Annotated in this window: 20 protein-coding genes; all 20 read right to left on the reverse strand. The window is 30.7% G+C overall.

What is annotated here, in order from left to right:
* Nucleotides 1–58 precede the first annotated feature (58 nt).
* On the reverse strand, nt 59–1,033 hold the full coding sequence (locus tag AB8S09_RS11970) for a glycosyltransferase (protein ID WP_369869208.1): 975 nt from the start codon (nt 1,031–1,033) through the stop codon (nt 59–61).
* 69 nt (nt 1,034–1,102) lie between these two features.
* Nucleotides 1,103–1,762, reverse strand: coding sequence for a hypothetical protein (locus AB8S09_RS11975; protein WP_369869209.1), 660 nt, complete (start codon nt 1,760–1,762; stop codon nt 1,103–1,105).
* Nucleotides 1,763–1,815: 53 nt separating this feature from the next.
* A complete protein-coding gene (locus AB8S09_RS11980; protein ID WP_369869210.1) occupies nt 1,816–2,793 on the reverse strand; it encodes an asparagine synthetase B family protein in 978 nt (325 codons plus the stop codon).
* 35 nt (nt 2,794–2,828) lie between these two features.
* Nucleotides 2,829–3,746: an NAD-dependent epimerase/dehydratase family protein gene (locus tag AB8S09_RS11985; RefSeq protein ID WP_369869211.1), complete on the reverse strand. Its 918-nt coding sequence runs from the start codon at nt 3,744–3,746 to the stop codon at nt 2,829–2,831.
* 18 nt (nt 3,747–3,764) lie between these two features.
* Nucleotides 3,765–4,853, reverse strand: coding sequence for a glycosyltransferase family 4 protein (locus AB8S09_RS11990; protein WP_369869212.1), 1,089 nt, complete (start codon nt 4,851–4,853; stop codon nt 3,765–3,767).
* Between the two features lie 54 nt (nt 4,854–4,907).
* Nucleotides 4,908–6,242: a hypothetical protein gene (locus AB8S09_RS11995; RefSeq protein ID WP_369869213.1), complete on the reverse strand. Its 1,335-nt coding sequence runs from the start codon at nt 6,240–6,242 to the stop codon at nt 4,908–4,910.
* Nucleotides 6,243–6,304: 62 nt separating this feature from the next.
* On the reverse strand, nt 6,305–7,438 hold the full coding sequence (locus AB8S09_RS12000) for a glycosyltransferase (protein ID WP_369869214.1): 1,134 nt from the start codon (nt 7,436–7,438) through the stop codon (nt 6,305–6,307).
* A 27-nt stretch (nt 7,439–7,465) separates the two neighbouring features.
* Nucleotides 7,466–8,842: a nucleotide sugar dehydrogenase gene (locus tag AB8S09_RS12005; protein WP_369869215.1), complete on the reverse strand. Its 1,377-nt coding sequence runs from the start codon at nt 8,840–8,842 to the stop codon at nt 7,466–7,468.
* Between the two features lie 48 nt (nt 8,843–8,890).
* Nucleotides 8,891–10,000: a glycosyltransferase family 4 protein gene (locus AB8S09_RS12010; protein ID WP_369869216.1), complete on the reverse strand. Its 1,110-nt coding sequence runs from the start codon at nt 9,998–10,000 to the stop codon at nt 8,891–8,893.
* Nucleotides 10,001–10,071: 71 nt separating this feature from the next.
* Nucleotides 10,072–11,205 (reverse strand): glycosyltransferase family 4 protein, encoded by a 1,134-nt coding sequence (locus AB8S09_RS12015; protein WP_369869217.1) that lies wholly within the window; start codon nt 11,203–11,205, stop codon nt 10,072–10,074.
* 13 nt (nt 11,206–11,218) lie between these two features.
* Nucleotides 11,219–12,307: a mannose-1-phosphate guanylyltransferase gene (locus tag AB8S09_RS12020; RefSeq protein ID WP_369869218.1), complete on the reverse strand. Its 1,089-nt coding sequence runs from the start codon at nt 12,305–12,307 to the stop codon at nt 11,219–11,221.
* 65 nt (nt 12,308–12,372) lie between these two features.
* The gene (locus AB8S09_RS12025) at nt 12,373–13,083 is read right to left on the reverse strand and encodes a sugar transferase (protein WP_369869219.1); all 711 of its coding nucleotides are present in this window, start codon (nt 13,081–13,083) and stop codon (nt 12,373–12,375) included.
* A 327-nt stretch (nt 13,084–13,410) separates the two neighbouring features.
* The gene (locus AB8S09_RS12030; protein ID WP_294184173.1) at nt 13,411–13,560 is read right to left on the reverse strand and encodes a hypothetical protein; all 150 of its coding nucleotides are present in this window, start codon (nt 13,558–13,560) and stop codon (nt 13,411–13,413) included.
* An 8-nt stretch (nt 13,561–13,568) separates the two neighbouring features.
* Nucleotides 13,569–14,219 carry a sigma-70 family RNA polymerase sigma factor gene (locus tag AB8S09_RS12035; protein ID WP_369869220.1) on the reverse strand — a complete coding sequence of 217 codons (651 nt, stop codon included), beginning with the start codon at nt 14,217–14,219 and terminating at the stop codon, nt 13,569–13,571.
* Nucleotides 14,220–14,387: 168 nt separating this feature from the next.
* Nucleotides 14,388–14,606 carry a DUF2922 domain-containing protein gene (locus tag AB8S09_RS12040; protein ID WP_294184171.1) on the reverse strand — a complete coding sequence of 73 codons (219 nt, stop codon included), beginning with the start codon at nt 14,604–14,606 and terminating at the stop codon, nt 14,388–14,390.
* 96 nt (nt 14,607–14,702) lie between these two features.
* The gene (locus AB8S09_RS12045) at nt 14,703–14,927 is read right to left on the reverse strand and encodes a DUF1659 domain-containing protein (protein ID WP_294184169.1); all 225 of its coding nucleotides are present in this window, start codon (nt 14,925–14,927) and stop codon (nt 14,703–14,705) included.
* Between the two features lie 118 nt (nt 14,928–15,045).
* Nucleotides 15,046–15,774 (reverse strand): CpsD/CapB family tyrosine-protein kinase, encoded by a 729-nt coding sequence (locus tag AB8S09_RS12050; protein ID WP_294184168.1) that lies wholly within the window; start codon nt 15,772–15,774, stop codon nt 15,046–15,048.
* Between the two features lie 34 nt (nt 15,775–15,808).
* Nucleotides 15,809–16,576, reverse strand: a complete 768-nt coding sequence (locus tag AB8S09_RS12055) for a tyrosine-protein phosphatase (protein ID WP_294184166.1) — start codon at nt 16,574–16,576, stop codon at nt 15,809–15,811.
* Between the two features lie 63 nt (nt 16,577–16,639).
* Nucleotides 16,640–17,326: a YveK family protein gene (locus AB8S09_RS12060; protein ID WP_369869221.1), complete on the reverse strand. Its 687-nt coding sequence runs from the start codon at nt 17,324–17,326 to the stop codon at nt 16,640–16,642.
* On the reverse strand, nt 17,296–17,667 hold the full coding sequence (locus AB8S09_RS12065; protein WP_369869222.1) for a hypothetical protein: 372 nt from the start codon (nt 17,665–17,667) through the stop codon (nt 17,296–17,298). The genes AB8S09_RS12060 and AB8S09_RS12065 overlap by 31 nt, the downstream gene beginning before the upstream one ends.
* Between the last annotated feature and the right edge of the window lie 27 nt (nt 17,668–17,694).

Here is a 17,694-nt window from a genome sequence, read left to right on the forward strand (position 1 = left end):
TTCCCCATTTTACAATTTATATCTAGTTCTCATATATACCATTGAATTTAAGTACAATTTAGCATTTTTTTATTTTAGTAATCAATCTTTTATTAAAATAATTTATAAACCCAATTTTACCCTTGAAATTCAACTCATTAATAAATAATATAAATACATTTTTCATATCCTTATTCTTAAATCTATCAAATATAACCATATATTTTTCTTTAATTATCAATTTTTTTATTAAGTATCCATATTTATAATCAAAATATTGATCTACAGCCTTCCAAACATTTTTTATATTGCTGTAATGTACCAAAATATTTTGTGAAGAAAAGGAAGTTTCATTTCGTTTTCTTATGTATCTATAGTTACCCATAACCTTATTAATTAATTTAATCTTTCCTCTTTCCAAAACTAAAAGTTTTAGTTGAGTATCACAAATATAATCTGCTGTAGTAAGTAAATTTTTAATTTTTCCATAATTATTATACTTTAAAAATATATTTTTAAAGATCAATGACTGAACGTGAAATACCTGTCCCATAGTTTCATAACACAATTCTATAAATCGCTTTGGTGATCCAATTTCATGAATATTATTTTGAATAATAAATTTATCACTAGGCATATTCTTAATTATAGTACCAAACTCATCTGAAACAGTTACTTTATGATATACACCTGAATATTCTTCATTATTTTTTAAAAATTTCACCTGAGTTTTTAACTTAAATTCATCTGTCCAAAAATCATCACCTTCTAAAATCGCAATGTATTTACCTTTACATTTAGTAAAAACATCATAACTATTTTTAGTTGCGCCAATATTTTTGTCTCTATAAATCATTCTAAAAATATCTGGATATTTTCTTTTATATTCTTTTAATATTTCTCTACTGTTGTCTGGAGAACAATCTTCTCCCACAATCACTTCATATTTAAAATCAACTTTTTGCATTAATATACTATCCAATGCTTTTCTCAAATACTTTTCATGATTATATGTAATCATCGCAACGCTAACCGTAATATCCTCTGAGTCCATTTTATCTCCTTTTCGAAATTCTAATAATTTATCCATATAAACTAAGTTTTAAAATTATATTTTATAAAATTAAAATAACAATTTAGTCACCGATAATAACGTTAATACCTGAAATTTTTCCGTCATTATTCCATTATTAAATAAATATATACATGCTTCTTTAACATCTTTATCAAAATCTAATAACTCTATATTATCATTATATTGTGAATTTATAAATTTTTGTAATTCTTTATTATTTTCATACCAATAATCAAAAGGATTCATTGCATTTTTAGTAAATGTACCATATAACCCATTTAATCCAATAATTTTTAGGAATTTATTTATACACCTAATTATAAACCACCTATTTTTAGTAATAAATAGTGGGGTATTTATTTTTCCATGAAGTTTTTCATAATAATATTTAGCAGCTTCAGGATATTTACTTTTAATCCACTTAAAATATATTTTGTGATCAACCCTATATTTTATAGGTATAGACAAACAGTATTCAAAAAAATCTACATCATAAAATGGTGAATATGATTCCGTTGATTCCTGAAATGCTAAATTTCCACTTAAAGCTCCATTAAATCCTCTTGTATACAATAAAAATATTTCTAAATTATCGTATAAATTCACATTCACATACTGTAATTTTTCTTTTAACTTTGAAGAATAAGCCCCTGCAACTTTTGTAGCTTTTTGGTTATAATTATTATGCAAAAATGTTCCTAAAACCACATCTCCAATTTGTCCCGTGTGTATTAAACCATATTCGTTTAAATTTAAGCTATCTAATAAATACTTATACCACTATTTATCTTAACAGCGTCATCTAAATAAAAAAGAAATTTTGCATCATCCAATGTCTTAAAAATATATTCATTATTAAGATCTGTGGCTATATGTTTTGATATTTTTTCATCATAATAATTTGATTGTGAAAAACAATAATTTAAAATATTATTATACCCTAATGTATTCGCAACCCAAGTTGTCATTCTAGAATCCAATCCTCCACTTAAAGAAGCTATATGTTTATATCCATATTCATCGTCCTTATCAAATTGACGTTTAACTGCATTTTTAAAGAGCTTATCAATATTTTCAATTATTTCATTTTCACTTTGTTTATAATTTTGCGTATTTGAATATTTATGATACATTTTCACTTCAAATTTATCATTATGCAATTTTATATAACTCCCTGGCAATAACTTCTTTACCTCTTTTATTAATGTATAATCTTGTATCATAAATCCTTGTGTTAATAAGCAATATGCACCATTTTTATCAAACGAATATGGTATTTTATTTTTTTTATAAAAATTAACTATATTTATAATTTTTGATGAAATTACTATAATTTTTTTATACTTACTATAGAATATTTTCTTATCACCTACATGATCCGTAAATATTAACCACTTATTCTTGACTTTATCATAAAGAATACCTGAAAAACTTCCTCTAAATGAATTACAGAATTCATTTCCCTTATCATTATACATACAAATCATAGATTCAACTAAATTTTTACCACCATATTTACAAATAATATCTTTACTATTAAATATAACACCATCTGTAACAACTAAATATTTATCATCTTCATAAAATAATTTATCATTCAAAAATTTACTATTACAATTTCTACCTAAGTAAAAATTTTTATGTTTAGTATAATTAAATACAAGTTTATCATCTTTATTTATAATTGGTAAATTGAAATCTATTTCATCAGGATTTATCACTAAAAAAAAGCCTACCATCTTTTAATCATCCCCCTAATTTATTAACTACTATGTTAATTGAAATTACAAGTATAATTTTCTATTTTTCTTATTCCCATATCCAATTTATATTTTGGTTTCCAACCCAATTCTTCATATATTTTATCATAACTCATATAACTATCCCTTATATCCCCTTTTCTGGATTCCAAATGAATTGGCTGTACATTCACATTAAGAATTTTTTCTATACATTCCAGCAGTTTATTGACTGTAGTCTTCACATTAGTACAAACATTGTACATTCCCGATTTATGGGATTCTAAAGACATCATATTAGCTCTTGCTACATCTTCTACATATACAAAATCCCTTATTTGTTTCCCATTACCATATATCACAGGAGTTTTACCTTTTTTTAATCTATCAAAAAATATTGACACAACTCCCCCTTCGCCTGAAGAATCTTGCCTTGGTCCATATACATTTGAATACCTCAAGCATATATAATCTATTCCATAAAGATATTTATATACATTTAAATAATGTTCAACAGTATGCTTTGATACTCCGTATGGAGATATCATATCCAGCGGATGTTTCTCATCTATGGGTAAATATTTAGGATTCCCAAATATAGCTGCTGACGCCGGATAAATTATTTTTTTTACGTTGACAGTTTTGCAACTTTCCAAAATATTAATTGTCCCCATTATATTGATATCAGCATCCTCCAATGGATTTATCAGAGAATTATTTACACATATTTGCGCAGCTTCATGAATAACATAATCAGGTTTTTCTATTTGAAATACTTCCTTAAGCTTAGGACTTCTAATATCCACTTTATATACTTTAGCTTTACTATTTATATTCTGCTTCTCACCATGAGACATATTATCTACAATACAAACTTCATAATCATTATCAATAAGCATATCTACAATATGTGATCCTATAAACCCGGCTCCACCTGTAACTAAAACCTTCACAAACTTCACTCCCAATTTCTATGAATTCATCAATTTTTTATAAATATCCAGTATTTTTTCTGAATTATCTTCTATCTTTATATCTCCCAATTTTTCCTTATACAAATCATAATTTTCTATAACATGAACAGTTTTATTATACAAATTTTCAATATCCCTTGTTTTAAATAAAATAGTACCTTCAGGTCTTTGAACCACATCACTTGCAATAACAGGTATCTTAAGATATAACGCCTCCCTTATGGAAATAGCATCACCATCTGTATTAGTTGGTCTTAAAAAAATATCCTTAGAATTATCAGATATCTCCTTTATATAGGCAATAAGTTCTACTTTTGAATTTATAAACATAAAATTGTCATTAATAGTATATCTACATATTAACTTATTTAATTTATCAAAATAACCCCTGTCACTTATATTAGATATAAAAAATAAAAATCCAACATTAATATTTTTTTGGTGAAATTTATTGACAAGTTCAATACACATATCTATTCCATACAAATCTTCACCATTAAAATGATTATTATTAGATGAATTAGCTATGAATATAATATTATGAAGTGATTGAAATTTTTTTATACTTTTAAAATGCTCATCCTTTTTAACATCTTGAATTTTTAATGGAAATATTATAGCAGGTACTACTTTTATCTTATTTTCATCACACCCATCTTGAATCAGCTTTTCTTTTATACTTTGAGATACAGCGATTATAACATTTGCTTTCTTATAAACCACTCTATGCATATATTTATAAATATAATTAATATTATAAATATCATCTCTAAAACTATGGAAAGTAAATATTAGCTTTATCTTTTTAGGTTTAAGAAATGAAAGTAAAAATCTTTTTTTCCAATTCAAATCATGATAATGAACTATTTTACATTTATTTATAATATAAAACGTAAAATAAAATACATACTGGTTCCTTACATTAAAAATTCTATCATTTTTTTTATAATCATTACCGTTATTTGTATATATAATATAAGTAACCTTATCTTTATCTAGATATTGTTTCAATCTTTTTATATGTATCGATATTCCTCCATATGGTGGAGGATATATGCCTATTTGTGCAATATCATATTTATCCATATTCAACCCTTTCTTTTTTAACCTTAAACTATATGCAGTTAACAATTTTAATGATTATAACAAATAGCTAACTCCCCATAAATATGTACCTAAGAAATACACAATATTTATCATAAAAATTAGAATTTTATCTTTTCTATTAAAATATTGATTACATTTACCCCAAAATATTATAAATAATATAATATACGGCAATTTCCACCTCAATTGAGCCCCACCAAAATACATAAAAGAATAAGTAAGTACTTGTATCAAACAAAATAAAATATATGGTATATATTTATAATCATTCTCACTAAAATAAAATAATATATAATATATAAAAATAATTAGTGAGACTGGATATACAAATTGCCACATCAATTCTAAAACTCTACCAGTTATCCCCTCAAAAAATGAAACATTATACCCTACAGGTGTAAATAAAGTTTTAAATGGAGTTGGAAAAAATATTGTCCTCAATGTACCTATCCCAAATCTAAAAAATATATTATTATTGTTTAAAATATACGTATTTTCCGATAAATAACCTCCATAGCCCTCAGAAATTTCATTTGTTGCATCATTTATCGCTATTTCTTGAGTTTTATTTAAAAGTTCACTAATAAATGGAATACGATAAAGTGCAATACAACTAATTAGTATAATAAATAAAATACCTACTAATTTTTGTTTTAACTTTTTTGATTTCATAATACTAAACTTTATTATAATTATTTGAACTAAAAATATAAACAAATAGATGTAAATAGATTTAGGCCTTATATAATTACTAAAATAAGCTAAAATAAAATATGTAATTAAAGCTATAACACTTCTTTTTTTAAAAAAAATTTGTAGACTATATAAGCTTTCAAATAATATATAAAGTAAAATTATATCTTTAAAAACTCTAATAGAAGTTAAAATTAATCCTCCATTTGTACAAATTAGTAGTAAAATAAACTTTATGTATTTTTTATTCAAATTGATATCAATAGATCTTATATATAAATAAACTAACACTATTATATTTTGTACCAATACAATATTACATATTTTTAAAATTACTGGTGTTTTTATTACACTCGTAATTAAAACTAAATATTCAAATATAAAAAAGAATTTGATATTTGGATATCCTAAGAATATAATGTAATCATTAAATTCTTTTATTGACAATTTATACGTTACTGCATATTTTAATATAACCCAATACCTATAAGCATCGGTCCCTATAGTGCCATCTAGCCCGTTATGTAAAAAAATTTCTTTCTGCAAAAACCATAATGAAACTAATGAAATAACTAAACTTATTATTATATATTTGATTATCATCATTCTATGTTTATATTTTATCTTTGAAATTCTATAAAATAATAAAATAATAAATCCTGCTATTATCAACATACTATTGCCACCATCTCATACTATTTTATCTAATTGCCCTTAACAATAAAACTTTTAATTATCTATAAATATTTTTGTATTTCTTCAAATCTTTTTTCCCATGTATTTTCTTTTGCAAATTCAATATTATTTTTCCTATCTTTATCTTTATTATCAATTGCTTTTACTATATCTTCACAAAATTCATCATAACTTTTAGCAACATAAGCTGGGCTATTTATATATTCCATTTCTTTGAAATTAGTAGAAACAACATTTAGCCCTACACTCATATACTCGTATAGTTTTATTGGAGTTATTGAATCTGTTAACTTATTTACTTTGAATGGTATAATTCCAACATCACTATAGTACAAATAATTAGGTATTTGTTTGTAATCTATCTTACCTAATATATGAACATTTTTATATAATTTTAGTAAAGATAAATTTATTTTACATGGACCAATTAAACAAAAATCTATTTTATTCAATTTTTCTATACAGTACTTTAATAAATTCAGATCAAACCAATTATCGATTGCACCTATATAAATACAACTTTTTCTTTTATTACTTTGAAATTTTCTTGGGAAAATATATTTTTTTCTAATAAAGTTGTCTAACTCAACTCCATTAGGCAAATAAATCAAATCTTTTCTCAAGCATTGTTTTTTTTCAATTAAACTATGTGCAGTAACAAAGACTAGATCAGCTTTCCTAATTATTCTTTTTTCAAAATAGGACATTGTTCTACACGCTTGACTAAAACCTGTTAAATCATCAGCACATCTATAAATTAATTTTCTATATTTAATTATTTTGGTTAAGTAATAATATTTAGGATTAGTAAGCCATAATATATCAACATTATTAAAATTATTTCGCTCAAAACTATTTTTCAAATTAGGTATAGTTAATTTAATACTTAATTTATTAGCAAACTTTGTATTTAATACTGGTAATCTTCCATATAAAATCAAAGAATAGGGCGAATATCCAAATATATTTTTATCCAATTTTTTAAAAAATTTTTTGTTTAAATTCCTTCTTTGATTATAGATACTACTATTAATAATTTTCGTTATATGATTATAAACCGGTGACAGCCATAGAACTTCATACCCATTTTTTGAAAACATCATTGCATAATGATGATTACCAACTTTAAAATCGCTATTATACTCTAAGTATTCCGCCATAACAATTTTTTTCATTTCTATCCTCACTCTATAAAATATCTATTATATTCTCCAATATAAAAAACCATATTTCCTAGCTTCTACAGCATTAACCACTGCTTTGGTATCTATGCATACAGGATTTTTATTCATAAGCTTGGCCATATGTTCACAGTCATCATAATTCATATCATTTTGTTTCGTTAGAATCAATACTGCATCTGCTTTTTTCAAAGCTTCTTTTTCATTTTCAACCTTGAAATCATATCTTGTAGGTACTATGGGATCAAAGGCTCTCACTTTCGCCCCAACTTTTACAAGAAGCTTGCATATATCTATAGAAGGGCTTATCCTGTCATCATTGGAATAATCTTTCATAGCTAGCCCCAAAACAGCTATCTTACAATCTTTAATATTTTTATTTCTGCTCTTTAAAAGTTCTCGAAGTTTATCAACTATAAATTGCGGAATTAAAGCATTTTTTTTCCGTGCAAGCTTTAATATATCCATAGATACATTCATTTTCTCCGCTCTTGGAGCTATATAATGATATGCATTTGGAATGCAGTATCCACCAACACCAGGACCCGGCGTTAAAAGATTTACTCTCTTATGTGTATTTGCAAGTTTTATTACCTCAAAAATATCTATACCCAGAGCTTCTGCAAATCTGGCAAATTCCTGAGACATGGCAATATTTACATCTCTCTGGACATTTTCAAATACCTTCGAAGTTTCCACTGCCTTTATACAGGAAGCCTTTACTATTCGAGCTTTACAAACCACTACCAAAAGTGATGCCGCCCTTTCCAAGCTTCTCTTATTTACTGCCCCTACAAGTGTGGGCATATTTGCAAATTCTTCAAAGGCCTTTCCCTCTGCAATTCTCTCTGAAGCATAGGCAAGATAAAAATCAGTTCCCGCTTTCATATTTGATTCTCTTTCAAGTATGGGCATTATAAATTCTTCTGTCGTTCCCGGAATCACAGTACTCCTTATAACAACTAGATCACCTTTTTTTAAATTTTTCCCTATGGTTACACATGCATTCTTCAGATAATCCATTATATACTCACCATTTTTTATCGGTATACCTACAGTTACAATTATATTATTACATTTTCTTACTGCTGCCTCACCATCTACCGTAGCTTTATATTTACCTTTTTTTATCTGCATGTTCAATATTTCTCGTATACTTACTTTATAAAATTTCTCAGTATGATTAGTCAGTCCCTTATTAGTATTTGCCACAAGCAAATCATCTACATCCACACCTATGGTTTCACATCCTCTCAATGCAAAGCTAAGGGTAAGGGGCAAACCCACAAATCCCTGTCCAAATATACATACCTTTTTATTAATATCATTTTCATCTATGTTTTCATCTAAGCTTTCAATTATATCCAAACCACTTAAATTATTTTTTACTATTTCCATAAAATTTTCCCCTTCTATGTATTTAAATTAAAAAATATAAATAAATCTTCAATTTCTTAAATAAATATCAATTACAGCATTACAACATTTTTCCCATGAAAAACACTTTAATCTATTCCTAGATTTTAAAATTAAATCATCACATATTTTTTTATCTTGAACTACTTTTATAATCATATCACCTATTCCATTTAAATCATAAGGATCAATTTTTATTGCAGCTTCTCCCACAACTTCAGGAATAGAAGTTTTATTAGACACCACACATGGTATCCCATAACTCATAGCTTCAAGCGGTGGTAATCCAAATCCTTCATAAAACGATGGATAAACAAATACCACGGCATTTTTATATAAAAATTTTAACTCATCATCATTTACTTCACCAGTAAATAATATTCTATTGTTCAATTTTAAAGTATCCACCAAATCGTAAACTCCCTGATACATCCAACCGTTCTTACCAACAATAACCAGCTTATAATCATTAATTTGATTCTTAATTAAATCAAAAGCTTTTATAAGTCCATCAACATTTTTTCTTGGCGATATTGTGCTAACTGTAAGAATATATTTATTACCTTTTAAATTTAAAATGCTTTTATTAACATTGTTAATATCAATAAGCTCTTTGGAAAAATCATTAAATCCATTATAAACAACTTTGACTTTGTTTTTAACATCAGGATAATACTTTAATATTTCACTTCTAGCAAAATTAGTTATTGCTATTATCTTGCTAACTTTTTTTATAGATAAAGCAGTTATAAAATTTTTCCATATAGTTGTCTTCCATGTAAAAGCGTTTTTAAAACTTTTAAATGCTAAATCATGAATTGTGATAATAATTTTATTTTTAGAACATAACGGTGCCATAGTATCAGGATAATGAATAATTGCATCAGGATATTTTTTATAAATCAGTTTAGGAAGTTTAAATTGCTCATAATAATTTCTCTGCATACTATTTTTTATTCCATAAATAATTATTAAATCTTTATTACTAGCAAAATCAAATAAATCTTTATCCTCTTCTCTTATGACAATCTTAAAATCAACTTCATGTCGTTTATATACAGCTTTCGATAATTCATAACAATACCTTCCTATTCCTCCACTTAACGAAGTTTGAAGTGCATTAAATACTACCTGTTTCATTTATAATACCTTCCAGTTCTATTAATTATTTATAAAATTTCTATTTTTAATTAATATAGCTACCATCTGTTTTACATATCCATTAAATTTAAGTATAACTCTTCATGTTCTCTAGCAACTCTTTCAGCATTAAATTTTTCATTTACACTTTTATATCCATTACTCACTAAATATTTCCTAAGTTTATCATTATTTTTAATTTCAATAATAGCGTCACAAAATCCATCTATATCTCCATAATCAACTAATAACCCATTATAATTGTTCTTTACTACATCATGAATTCCACCAGAATTAAAAGCTACCACTGGTTTTTTAGATGCCATGTATTCTGCCAAAGCAAGTCCAAATCCTTCCCATTTTGATGTTAATATACCAACATCAAATAAAGATATATATTTAGGTACCTCATTGGTCCAACCGGTTATCAAAAAATCATTCCTTAATTTGTATTTGTCAATTAGCTTTTCAATTTTATCTCTTAATTCTCCATCTCCGACTAATACAAAATAACAGCAACCTAATTTTTTTTTAAGTCTTTTTGCTATCTCAACAAAACTTTCAGGAGACTTAGCTTCAGATATTCTAGCAACCATTCCAACAACAAAATTTTCATACGGAATATTTAACTTTTCCTTTATATTTTCTACATCAAAATTAATTTTATATCTTTCTAAATCTATACCATTATATATAACTTTGGTATATTTTTTCGGTTTTATATTATATTTTAATTGACTATTTTTTTCATGATTAGATATATTAATTATTACATCTGTAAAATTTGCCAAAATTTTTTCCACATACACATACATCAATTTTTTTCTATTATCCACATCCATATCAAAGGCCCAACCATGTGCATTATATACAACAGGTATACTTAAAAACATAGATGCTATTCTTCCCAATGCTCCTGCTTTACTACTATGTAAATGAATAATATCCGGATTGATTTTTTTTATGTATCTTCTTATTGTTATAATAGACTTTAAATCCAAATTAGGGGAAATTTCTCTTACCATGACAATTGTATCTAATTTACATCCAATCTCTTCAAAATTTTTTCTTTCTTCTTCATATTCCTTAGATGCCAATAAATAAAATTCAAATTTCCCTCTATCCATGTATTTAATAAGCATCTTCAAATATTCTAAAACCCCGCCGTTTGACTGAGCTATATGTAATATTCTAATTTTCTTCATAGGTTTCATCCCGCTAATGTTTATTTATCTTTCCCTTTATTTCTTTAATTCTCTCAATATCCTCTTTTTTCCCAACAAAAATAATATCGTCGCTTTCCACTACAAATACATCCTCAAGCCCAACAATAACAATTGGCTTATTCTCAGAATATACAATATTGTTACTGCTTCTGAGGCTCCTTATGTCACCCATACACACATTGTTGTCATTGTCCTTTTCCCTGTAACGCTCAACCGCATGCCAGGTTCCTATATCATCCCATCCAAAATTCGAGGGAATAACATATATATTTTCAGTTTTCTCCATTATACCGTAATCCACTGAAATACTGTCCACCTGCGGATATTCTTTTTCAAGCGAACTGCTGAATTTTTCATTTTCTTCTTTAAATATGCTCTCCAGAATCTTATATGTATTGTTTAAATATCTTTTTGTAAGTTCCAATATAGTACTGCATTTCCATATGAACATTCCGCCGTTCCAGAGAAAATTCCCCTTTTCAATATATTTCCCTGCAGTATCGGCATCAGGTTTCTCAACAAATTTCTCAACTCTATATACATGAAAATTGTTGCTGCCTTCACTGCTTGTAATTGCAGCTTCATTAACTGCACCCTGTGAATCAAACTGAATATATCCATAACCTGTTTCAGGTCTATCAGGTTTTATTCCCAAGGTAACTATTGAAGATTCGTTATTTTGTATGAAATCAGCCCCATAAGCTATTGTATTTCTAAACCTATTTTCGTCCACTACAAGATGATCTGAAGGAATCACTAAAATAGTCGCATTGTCTTTACAGTGCCTTCTTATGTAAAATGCTGAAAGTGCTATACAAGGTGCCGTATTTCTTCCTACAGGCTCTACTATTATATTGTTTTCCGATAAATCAGGAAGCTGTTTTTTCACAAGATGCACATATCTTTTCCCGGTTACTATAAATATCCTGTCTGCAGATATAAGAGGGAGGAGCCTTTCTACAGTCATCTGAATCATAGTTTTTTTACCTAAAAGTTTTAAAAATTGCTTTGGCTTTTTATCCGTAGAAAGAGGCCAAAACCTCTCACCTTTTCCGCCCGCCATTATGAGTGCACAAAGCACGTTTTAACCACCCTTCCAAATAACATGTCAATATGCATTCTTATTTACAAACCCTTTAATATCCATCATTCAGCCCCGTCATCGCCAAAAAATACTCTAAAAGTCTTGAATATAAGTTTTAAGTCCAATAATGTGCTTCTATCTCTTATGTATTTCAAGTCCAGTTTCATCCAGCCATCAAAGTCAATATTACTTCGACCCATTACCTGCCAGTAACAGGTAAGCCCTGGCTTAACAAGCAGTTTCATTCGCTGGCGTTTTGTAAACTTTACAACTTCTCTTGGAAGATTAGGTCTTGGACCCACAAGTGACATTTCGCCTTTAATTACATTAAAAAGCTGAGGAAGTTCGTCAAGGCTTGTCTTTCTTATAAACCTGCCTACTTTTGTAACACGTGGATCCTGCCTTATCTTAAACACAGGACCAGTCATTTCATTTCTGTCCTTTAGCTTGTCCAAAAGCTCTTCTGCACCACTTACCATAGAACGAAACTTATACATTCTAAATGGTTTACCGTTCAATCCAATCCTGACCTGTGAAAAAATTGCAGGGCCCTTTGAATCGAGTTTGATTGCCGCGGCAACTATAATCATAACAGGAGACAGTAGAATACTCCCAGCCAGTGAAAACACTATATCCATTGTCCTCTTTAAAAAATAATAACCAGCAGTCTTACCGTACTCATCGACCGCTTCCGCTTTTCTTTCCCTTTGTGCCGATACTTGTGCCGATACGTCTACAGTTTTATCCTCCAAATTCTCCAATTCTGTCACCATGCTTTCCCCCATACTAACAAAATTTATATAAATCTTACAATTAATATTATAACACTGCAATAATTGCCAAACAACCGCAAAAGCCTGACTATTTACACAATTTTATCTGTTCATTTATGTTATCGTATATTAAAGTAATAATTTTACCCATATTAAAATAGATTAAAAATTCTATATTTATTCAATATAAATCAAGAGAATATTACTGCATTTTTCCCCATAAATTTTACCTTTACATTTTTAGGATCTGTCAGCAGGTGACGTTATCAAGTTATTCTAAGGCTCAGGTGGAGTTTGCTAATAAAGAATATTTTCTCCACCTGAACCTTAGCAGAACTTATCCAGGCGTGCAGCAGCGTTTATCTTCAACTTTAAGAAGCTGGGAGTATTAGCAATGGCAGCATTCGGATAAAAATTAGCCAGTACGATATTTCCGGGATCAACCGGTATATTTATCGTGCTGGCTAAATATTCCATATATTATATTACCCTGCAGAATTCACGATATCCTTCAGCCTCGCTACAGCTCTCCTTTTTCTGGCAGCTGCCGCCTTGTAGGATATTTTCTGACTCAGTGCGTATTCTTTCAAGCTCGCTTCCCACATATAGTACCAGACCACCGCACTTTTTTCCTTGTCGGAAAGTTCTCCCACAGCTCTCCACAGCTCGTCATACTGCTGTCCTAATATGAGGTATTCTTCAATATCTTCGTCTGACTTCAGTGTATCGATGAACCTGATGCCATCTTCGGTGATACTGTACAAACTGCAGCAGAATTTCCTCTTTATGCTGTTTCTTATTTTGGAGTAGAAGTTCTTTTTGACGGCAGCTGCGGCATAAGTGGAAAAGTGGTATTTTGAATTCATGTCATATTTATAAACAGCTTTTATAAGGGAAAGTCTTCCCTCCTGAACCATGTCCTCAAGCGTATATCCTTCTATATAAAATGAACTGGCCAGGTTTACGACCATTCCGTCAAATCTCCTGCAGATTTCATTCAAGGCAGTTTTATCTCTGATTTTAGCTCTCGAAAGGAGATTTTCAAGCTCAATTTTTTTCAGCAGGCTGTGATTTTCTCCTGCAGTCTCTCCGGAATGCTTGTCCATAATATAATCGGGTTTGAATTTATATCTCATATCATTCTCTCCCTGCGATTTTTTAATTTACCCATATATATTTACTGTCTTAAATATCTTATTTATAAATACGATATTTTGTGCCTTTGCGTAATATTTTACCTGAATAAAGGGCCTGGAACAGGTATATTTTTGTCCCGGACCCTCCTCTGCCCCACAACTTAACTGCTATTTGACTTCAAGTTCTACAATTGAAGTGTCCTGCACATATGCTGAATCCACAACTTTCAAATCCCCATTTTTCGTGTCAAATATATTTTTTGCAACAATTGCATCCATGGCGGTTTTTACTTCCTGATCCGTTATATCCTCTTTTACATTGGAGATCTTTATAGAAGCTTTTTTGCCTTCCTCGGTCAGGAAATTCATAACCAGCGACTTAGACATACTAGGCACCTCCTTTTTTCAATTGACAGTGGGCAATTGAAAATTGTCAATTGTACACTGTCAACTGTTCATTGTCCATTGTCAACTGTCCATTGTCTAAGAGTTCGTTATGCCGCTCTCGTCCTGTCTTATGATTTCGCTGAGAGTTTTTCCCAGGAGATTTTCTATTTCCTTGGCAACATCGTAGAGATCCTGAGGGACAGCATCTATCTTTAAATTTGAAAAAGTCTGTCTTTTGGTTATTGCCCTACCGCTGCTGTCCACCCCGTCCTTGTACTTCAATATCATTGAGGTCTGCAAAAGTGTCGATCCGGCGGACATATTTACCACCTCCTTTCATATAATACATATGCAGTTTTTTAAAAATAGCCATGTTTTTTGCAAAAAAAATAAAGGCATAAAGATAATTTCCAATTTAAAATCTTTATACCTCTCAAATCTATCTTCCGATTCTTTTCCTTTTCTTCTTCTCCTTGACCTTTTTGCCGTCCTCTCCGTAATAATACTGGTAGTAATATCCGTAATATCCCTTTTCCTTTACCTCAAGCTTGTTCAAAACAGCTCCGATTATATTGGCACCTACCTTCAGCAGTAGATCCCTGGCCTTTACAACTGCTTCTTTTTCCGCCTGGGAAGATGCTATAACCAGGAGGCACCCGTCCACATAACGGGATAGCAGCTGGGCATCTGTCACTGCAACCACGGGAGGCGTGTCCAGTATTATGTACTCATATTTTTCCTTGAGTTCCTGCAAAAAGTTTTCCATCTTCCTGGAGGCCAGAAGTTCTGCCGGATTCGGCGGTCTCATACCGGAAGGGAGTAGATCCAGGTTTTTAACTACATTTTTCTTGACTGCATCTTCAAAACCGGCCTTATCCGCCAGCAGGTTTGAAAGCCCTGTTTCATTGGAAGTCAAAAATATCTTGTGCAATTTGGGTTTCCTCTGGTCGCAGTCTATGAGTATAGTCCTGGCACCCGTTTCCGCCATGACTACCGCCAGATTGGCAGAAGTAGTGGATTTGCCCTCGCCGGGTCCGGAACTTGTAATCATTATGGACTGTATTTTTTTATCAAAAGAAGAAAATTGAATATTTGTTCTCAAAGTCCTGTAAGCTTCCGCAATAGGATCTCTGGGGTTTCTTACAGTGACAATATGTATTTTATCCATTAACTTCACTCCATCTGTATATCAAATCTTGTTGCTACGCTCTAAAAAAGCTAAAAATCCTCTTTTTCTCTTTTATCCGGTTGTCCGGCGGATCTATGAGCTGATTTTCCAACAATTTTTCACAATTTTTCTCCACACGTCCGCATATGCCGCGGTCGATTTCAGAAGCCATTTCAATGGCAGTACTGATACCCGGACGCCTTCCTCCCATGGAATGTGCATCTGATGCTATAAAACTGCTGATACCACTTTTTATCAAAATTCTGGCGGTATTTTTTACTTTTTTGCCGAATATACCTTTTATACTGCCCGTATTTACCTGAAGCAGACATCCTTCATTCAAAAATTCATTAATCTTTGATGGATTGCCTATAATATACCTGTACCTTTCAGGATGGGCTAAAATCGGGTGCACACCTCGGATTTGAAGCTCGTATATTATATCCATGGCATCCTCCGGCATATCTATCATCGGAAATTCAACCAACATGTAATCCGTATTTCCAATGCAGCCTATCCTGCCGCTCTTGTAATATTCAAGACTATACCTATCGAGCATCACTTCCTGACCGGGAACAATATCCACATTTATATTTTCCCTTTCCGCTTCAGCTTTCACCTTTTCCACAAGTTTTTTTATATCACTGCAGCTGTTCTCGTAATACCCCCTGTAAAAATGGGAAGTTGCCGCTATGGTCTTCACCCCGTCCGCTTCTGTTAATTTAAGCATTTTTACAGTCTGCTCCATGGATTTTGAACCATCATCTATACCCGGAAGTATATGGCTGTGTATGTCCACCATATGATATCACCACCTTTTGTTCAGTTTACAATTTACAGTTTGCAGTTGACAATTGTTCATTGTCTAACTCTGTTCTTTGGGTATTATACCGAGCACCGGAATTCCAATCTGCTTTTTTATGTCATCTTCGGTCTTTATAGTGTTGTCCATATACTCGAGCATAAAGGAAAATCCTACGGAAACCAAAAGTCCTATAAAAAATGCAATGGCTACATTAAGTAGCTTTTTGGGTTTTACAGGTTTGTCAGGAAACCTCGGGCTGTCCATTATGTTTATATTTCCACCGGTGGGAAATACCTTTTTAGATTCCGCTATAAAGGAACTGCTTACTGCATTCACCATTTTCACCGCTTCGGCAGGATCCTTGCTCTGGCCCTTTATCTGCAAAATCTGGGTTCCCTGCTGCGGTGTTATGGAAACCACTTTTTTAAGTTTTTCCGGGCTGAAAGCTCCATTTAATTTACTTGAGGCACCTTCCATAACAACATTGGATCCCGCAATCTGGGCATATGTCTTTATGAGATTCTGGTACATCATCACGTCGTTGTACTGCGTGTTGCTTTTACCGTTTTCCGCAAGTTTCCCTATTATTATGGTGGTATCCGCCTCGTAAGTGGGTTGTATTACAAAAAAACTCAGCACTGCAGATGCCAGAGTACATATCAAAACCACAAGTACTATAAGCTTTCTTCTCTTTTTCAGCACATTAAAAAAATCTCTTATATCCAGTGTTGTTTCTTCATCTTCCATTTAGCTGTTACCTGATTTTTAAACGTCAGACATCCACACCTGACTGACATTTTTACATTATCCGACAATAACGCGGCAGCTTTACAGGCATCAGTCATTTCCGCACCTGCCTGCTGTCCAACAATCAGGATTTTCACCTCTTTTCCCATGTACTTACACACAATCTGCCACTTTGACGGCCTGTCCGGGCAGCGTTTGTTCACAATTTGTTCACAACCCCCGGGGACTGCCTGTCCACCAAGCTGTTTCACTGCTGCTTTGCCTGTCCACCAGGTGAAGCCGCAGCTAAATTCCGGGGACTGCCTTGTCCATCCTTGCCCTAACGGGAACTGTCCGTCCATTTAGCTAGTCTGCCGTGGATTTTCAGG

The sequence above is a fragment of the Clostridium lapidicellarium genome, assembly GCF_041224415.1.
GTDB classification, from domain to species: Bacteria; Bacillota; Clostridia; order Clostridiales; family Clostridiaceae; genus Clostridium_B; species Clostridium_B lapidicellarium.

What these genes read in the sequence shown, in the direction of transcription:
- AB8S09_RS11970 (WP_369869208.1), bottom strand. Translation starts at nt 1,033, where the DNA reads ATGGACTCAGAGGATATTACGGTTAGCGTTGCGATGATTACATATAAT.
- AB8S09_RS11980 (WP_369869210.1), bottom strand. Translation starts at nt 2,793, where the DNA reads ATGGTAGGCTTTTTTTTAGTGATAAATCCTGATGAAATAGATTTCAAT.
- AB8S09_RS11990 (WP_369869212.1), bottom strand. Translation starts at nt 4,853, where the DNA reads ATGGATAAATATGATATTGCACAAATAGGCATATATCCTCCACCATAT.
- AB8S09_RS11995 (WP_369869213.1), bottom strand. Translation starts at nt 6,242, where the DNA reads ATGTTGATAATAGCAGGATTTATTATTTTATTATTTTATAGAATTTCA.
- AB8S09_RS12000 (WP_369869214.1), bottom strand. Translation starts at nt 7,438, where the DNA reads ATGAAAAAAATTGTTATGGCGGAATACTTAGAGTATAATAGCGATTTT.
- AB8S09_RS12005 (WP_369869215.1), bottom strand. Translation starts at nt 8,842, where the DNA reads ATGGAAATAGTAAAAAATAATTTAAGTGGTTTGGATATAATTGAAAGC.
- AB8S09_RS12010 (WP_369869216.1), bottom strand. Translation starts at nt 10,000, where the DNA reads ATGAAACAGGTAGTATTTAATGCACTTCAAACTTCGTTAAGTGGAGGA.
- AB8S09_RS12015 (WP_369869217.1), bottom strand. Translation starts at nt 11,205, where the DNA reads ATGAAGAAAATTAGAATATTACATATAGCTCAGTCAAACGGCGGGGTT.
- AB8S09_RS12025 (WP_369869219.1), bottom strand. Translation starts at nt 13,083, where the DNA reads ATGGTGACAGAATTGGAGAATTTGGAGGATAAAACTGTAGACGTATCG.
- AB8S09_RS12030 (WP_294184173.1), bottom strand. Translation starts at nt 13,560, where the DNA reads ATGGAATATTTAGCCAGCACGATAAATATACCGGTTGATCCCGGAAAT.
- AB8S09_RS12035 (WP_369869220.1), bottom strand. Translation starts at nt 14,219, where the DNA reads ATGAGATATAAATTCAAACCCGATTATATTATGGACAAGCATTCCGGA.
- AB8S09_RS12040 (WP_294184171.1), bottom strand. Translation starts at nt 14,606, where the DNA reads ATGTCTAAGTCGCTGGTTATGAATTTCCTGACCGAGGAAGGCAAAAAA.
- AB8S09_RS12045 (WP_294184169.1), bottom strand. Translation starts at nt 14,927, where the DNA reads ATGTCCGCCGGATCGACACTTTTGCAGACCTCAATGATATTGAAGTAC.
- AB8S09_RS12050 (WP_294184168.1), bottom strand. Translation starts at nt 15,774, where the DNA reads ATGGATAAAATACATATTGTCACTGTAAGAAACCCCAGAGATCCTATT.
- AB8S09_RS12055 (WP_294184166.1), bottom strand. Translation starts at nt 16,576, where the DNA reads ATGGTGGACATACACAGCCATATACTTCCGGGTATAGATGATGGTTCA.
- AB8S09_RS12060 (WP_369869221.1), bottom strand. Translation starts at nt 17,326, where the DNA reads ATGGAAGATGAAGAAACAACACTGGATATAAGAGATTTTTTTAATGTG.
- AB8S09_RS12065 (WP_369869222.1), bottom strand. Translation starts at nt 17,667, where the DNA reads ATGGACGGACAGTTCCCGTTAGGGCAAGGATGGACAAGGCAGTCCCCG.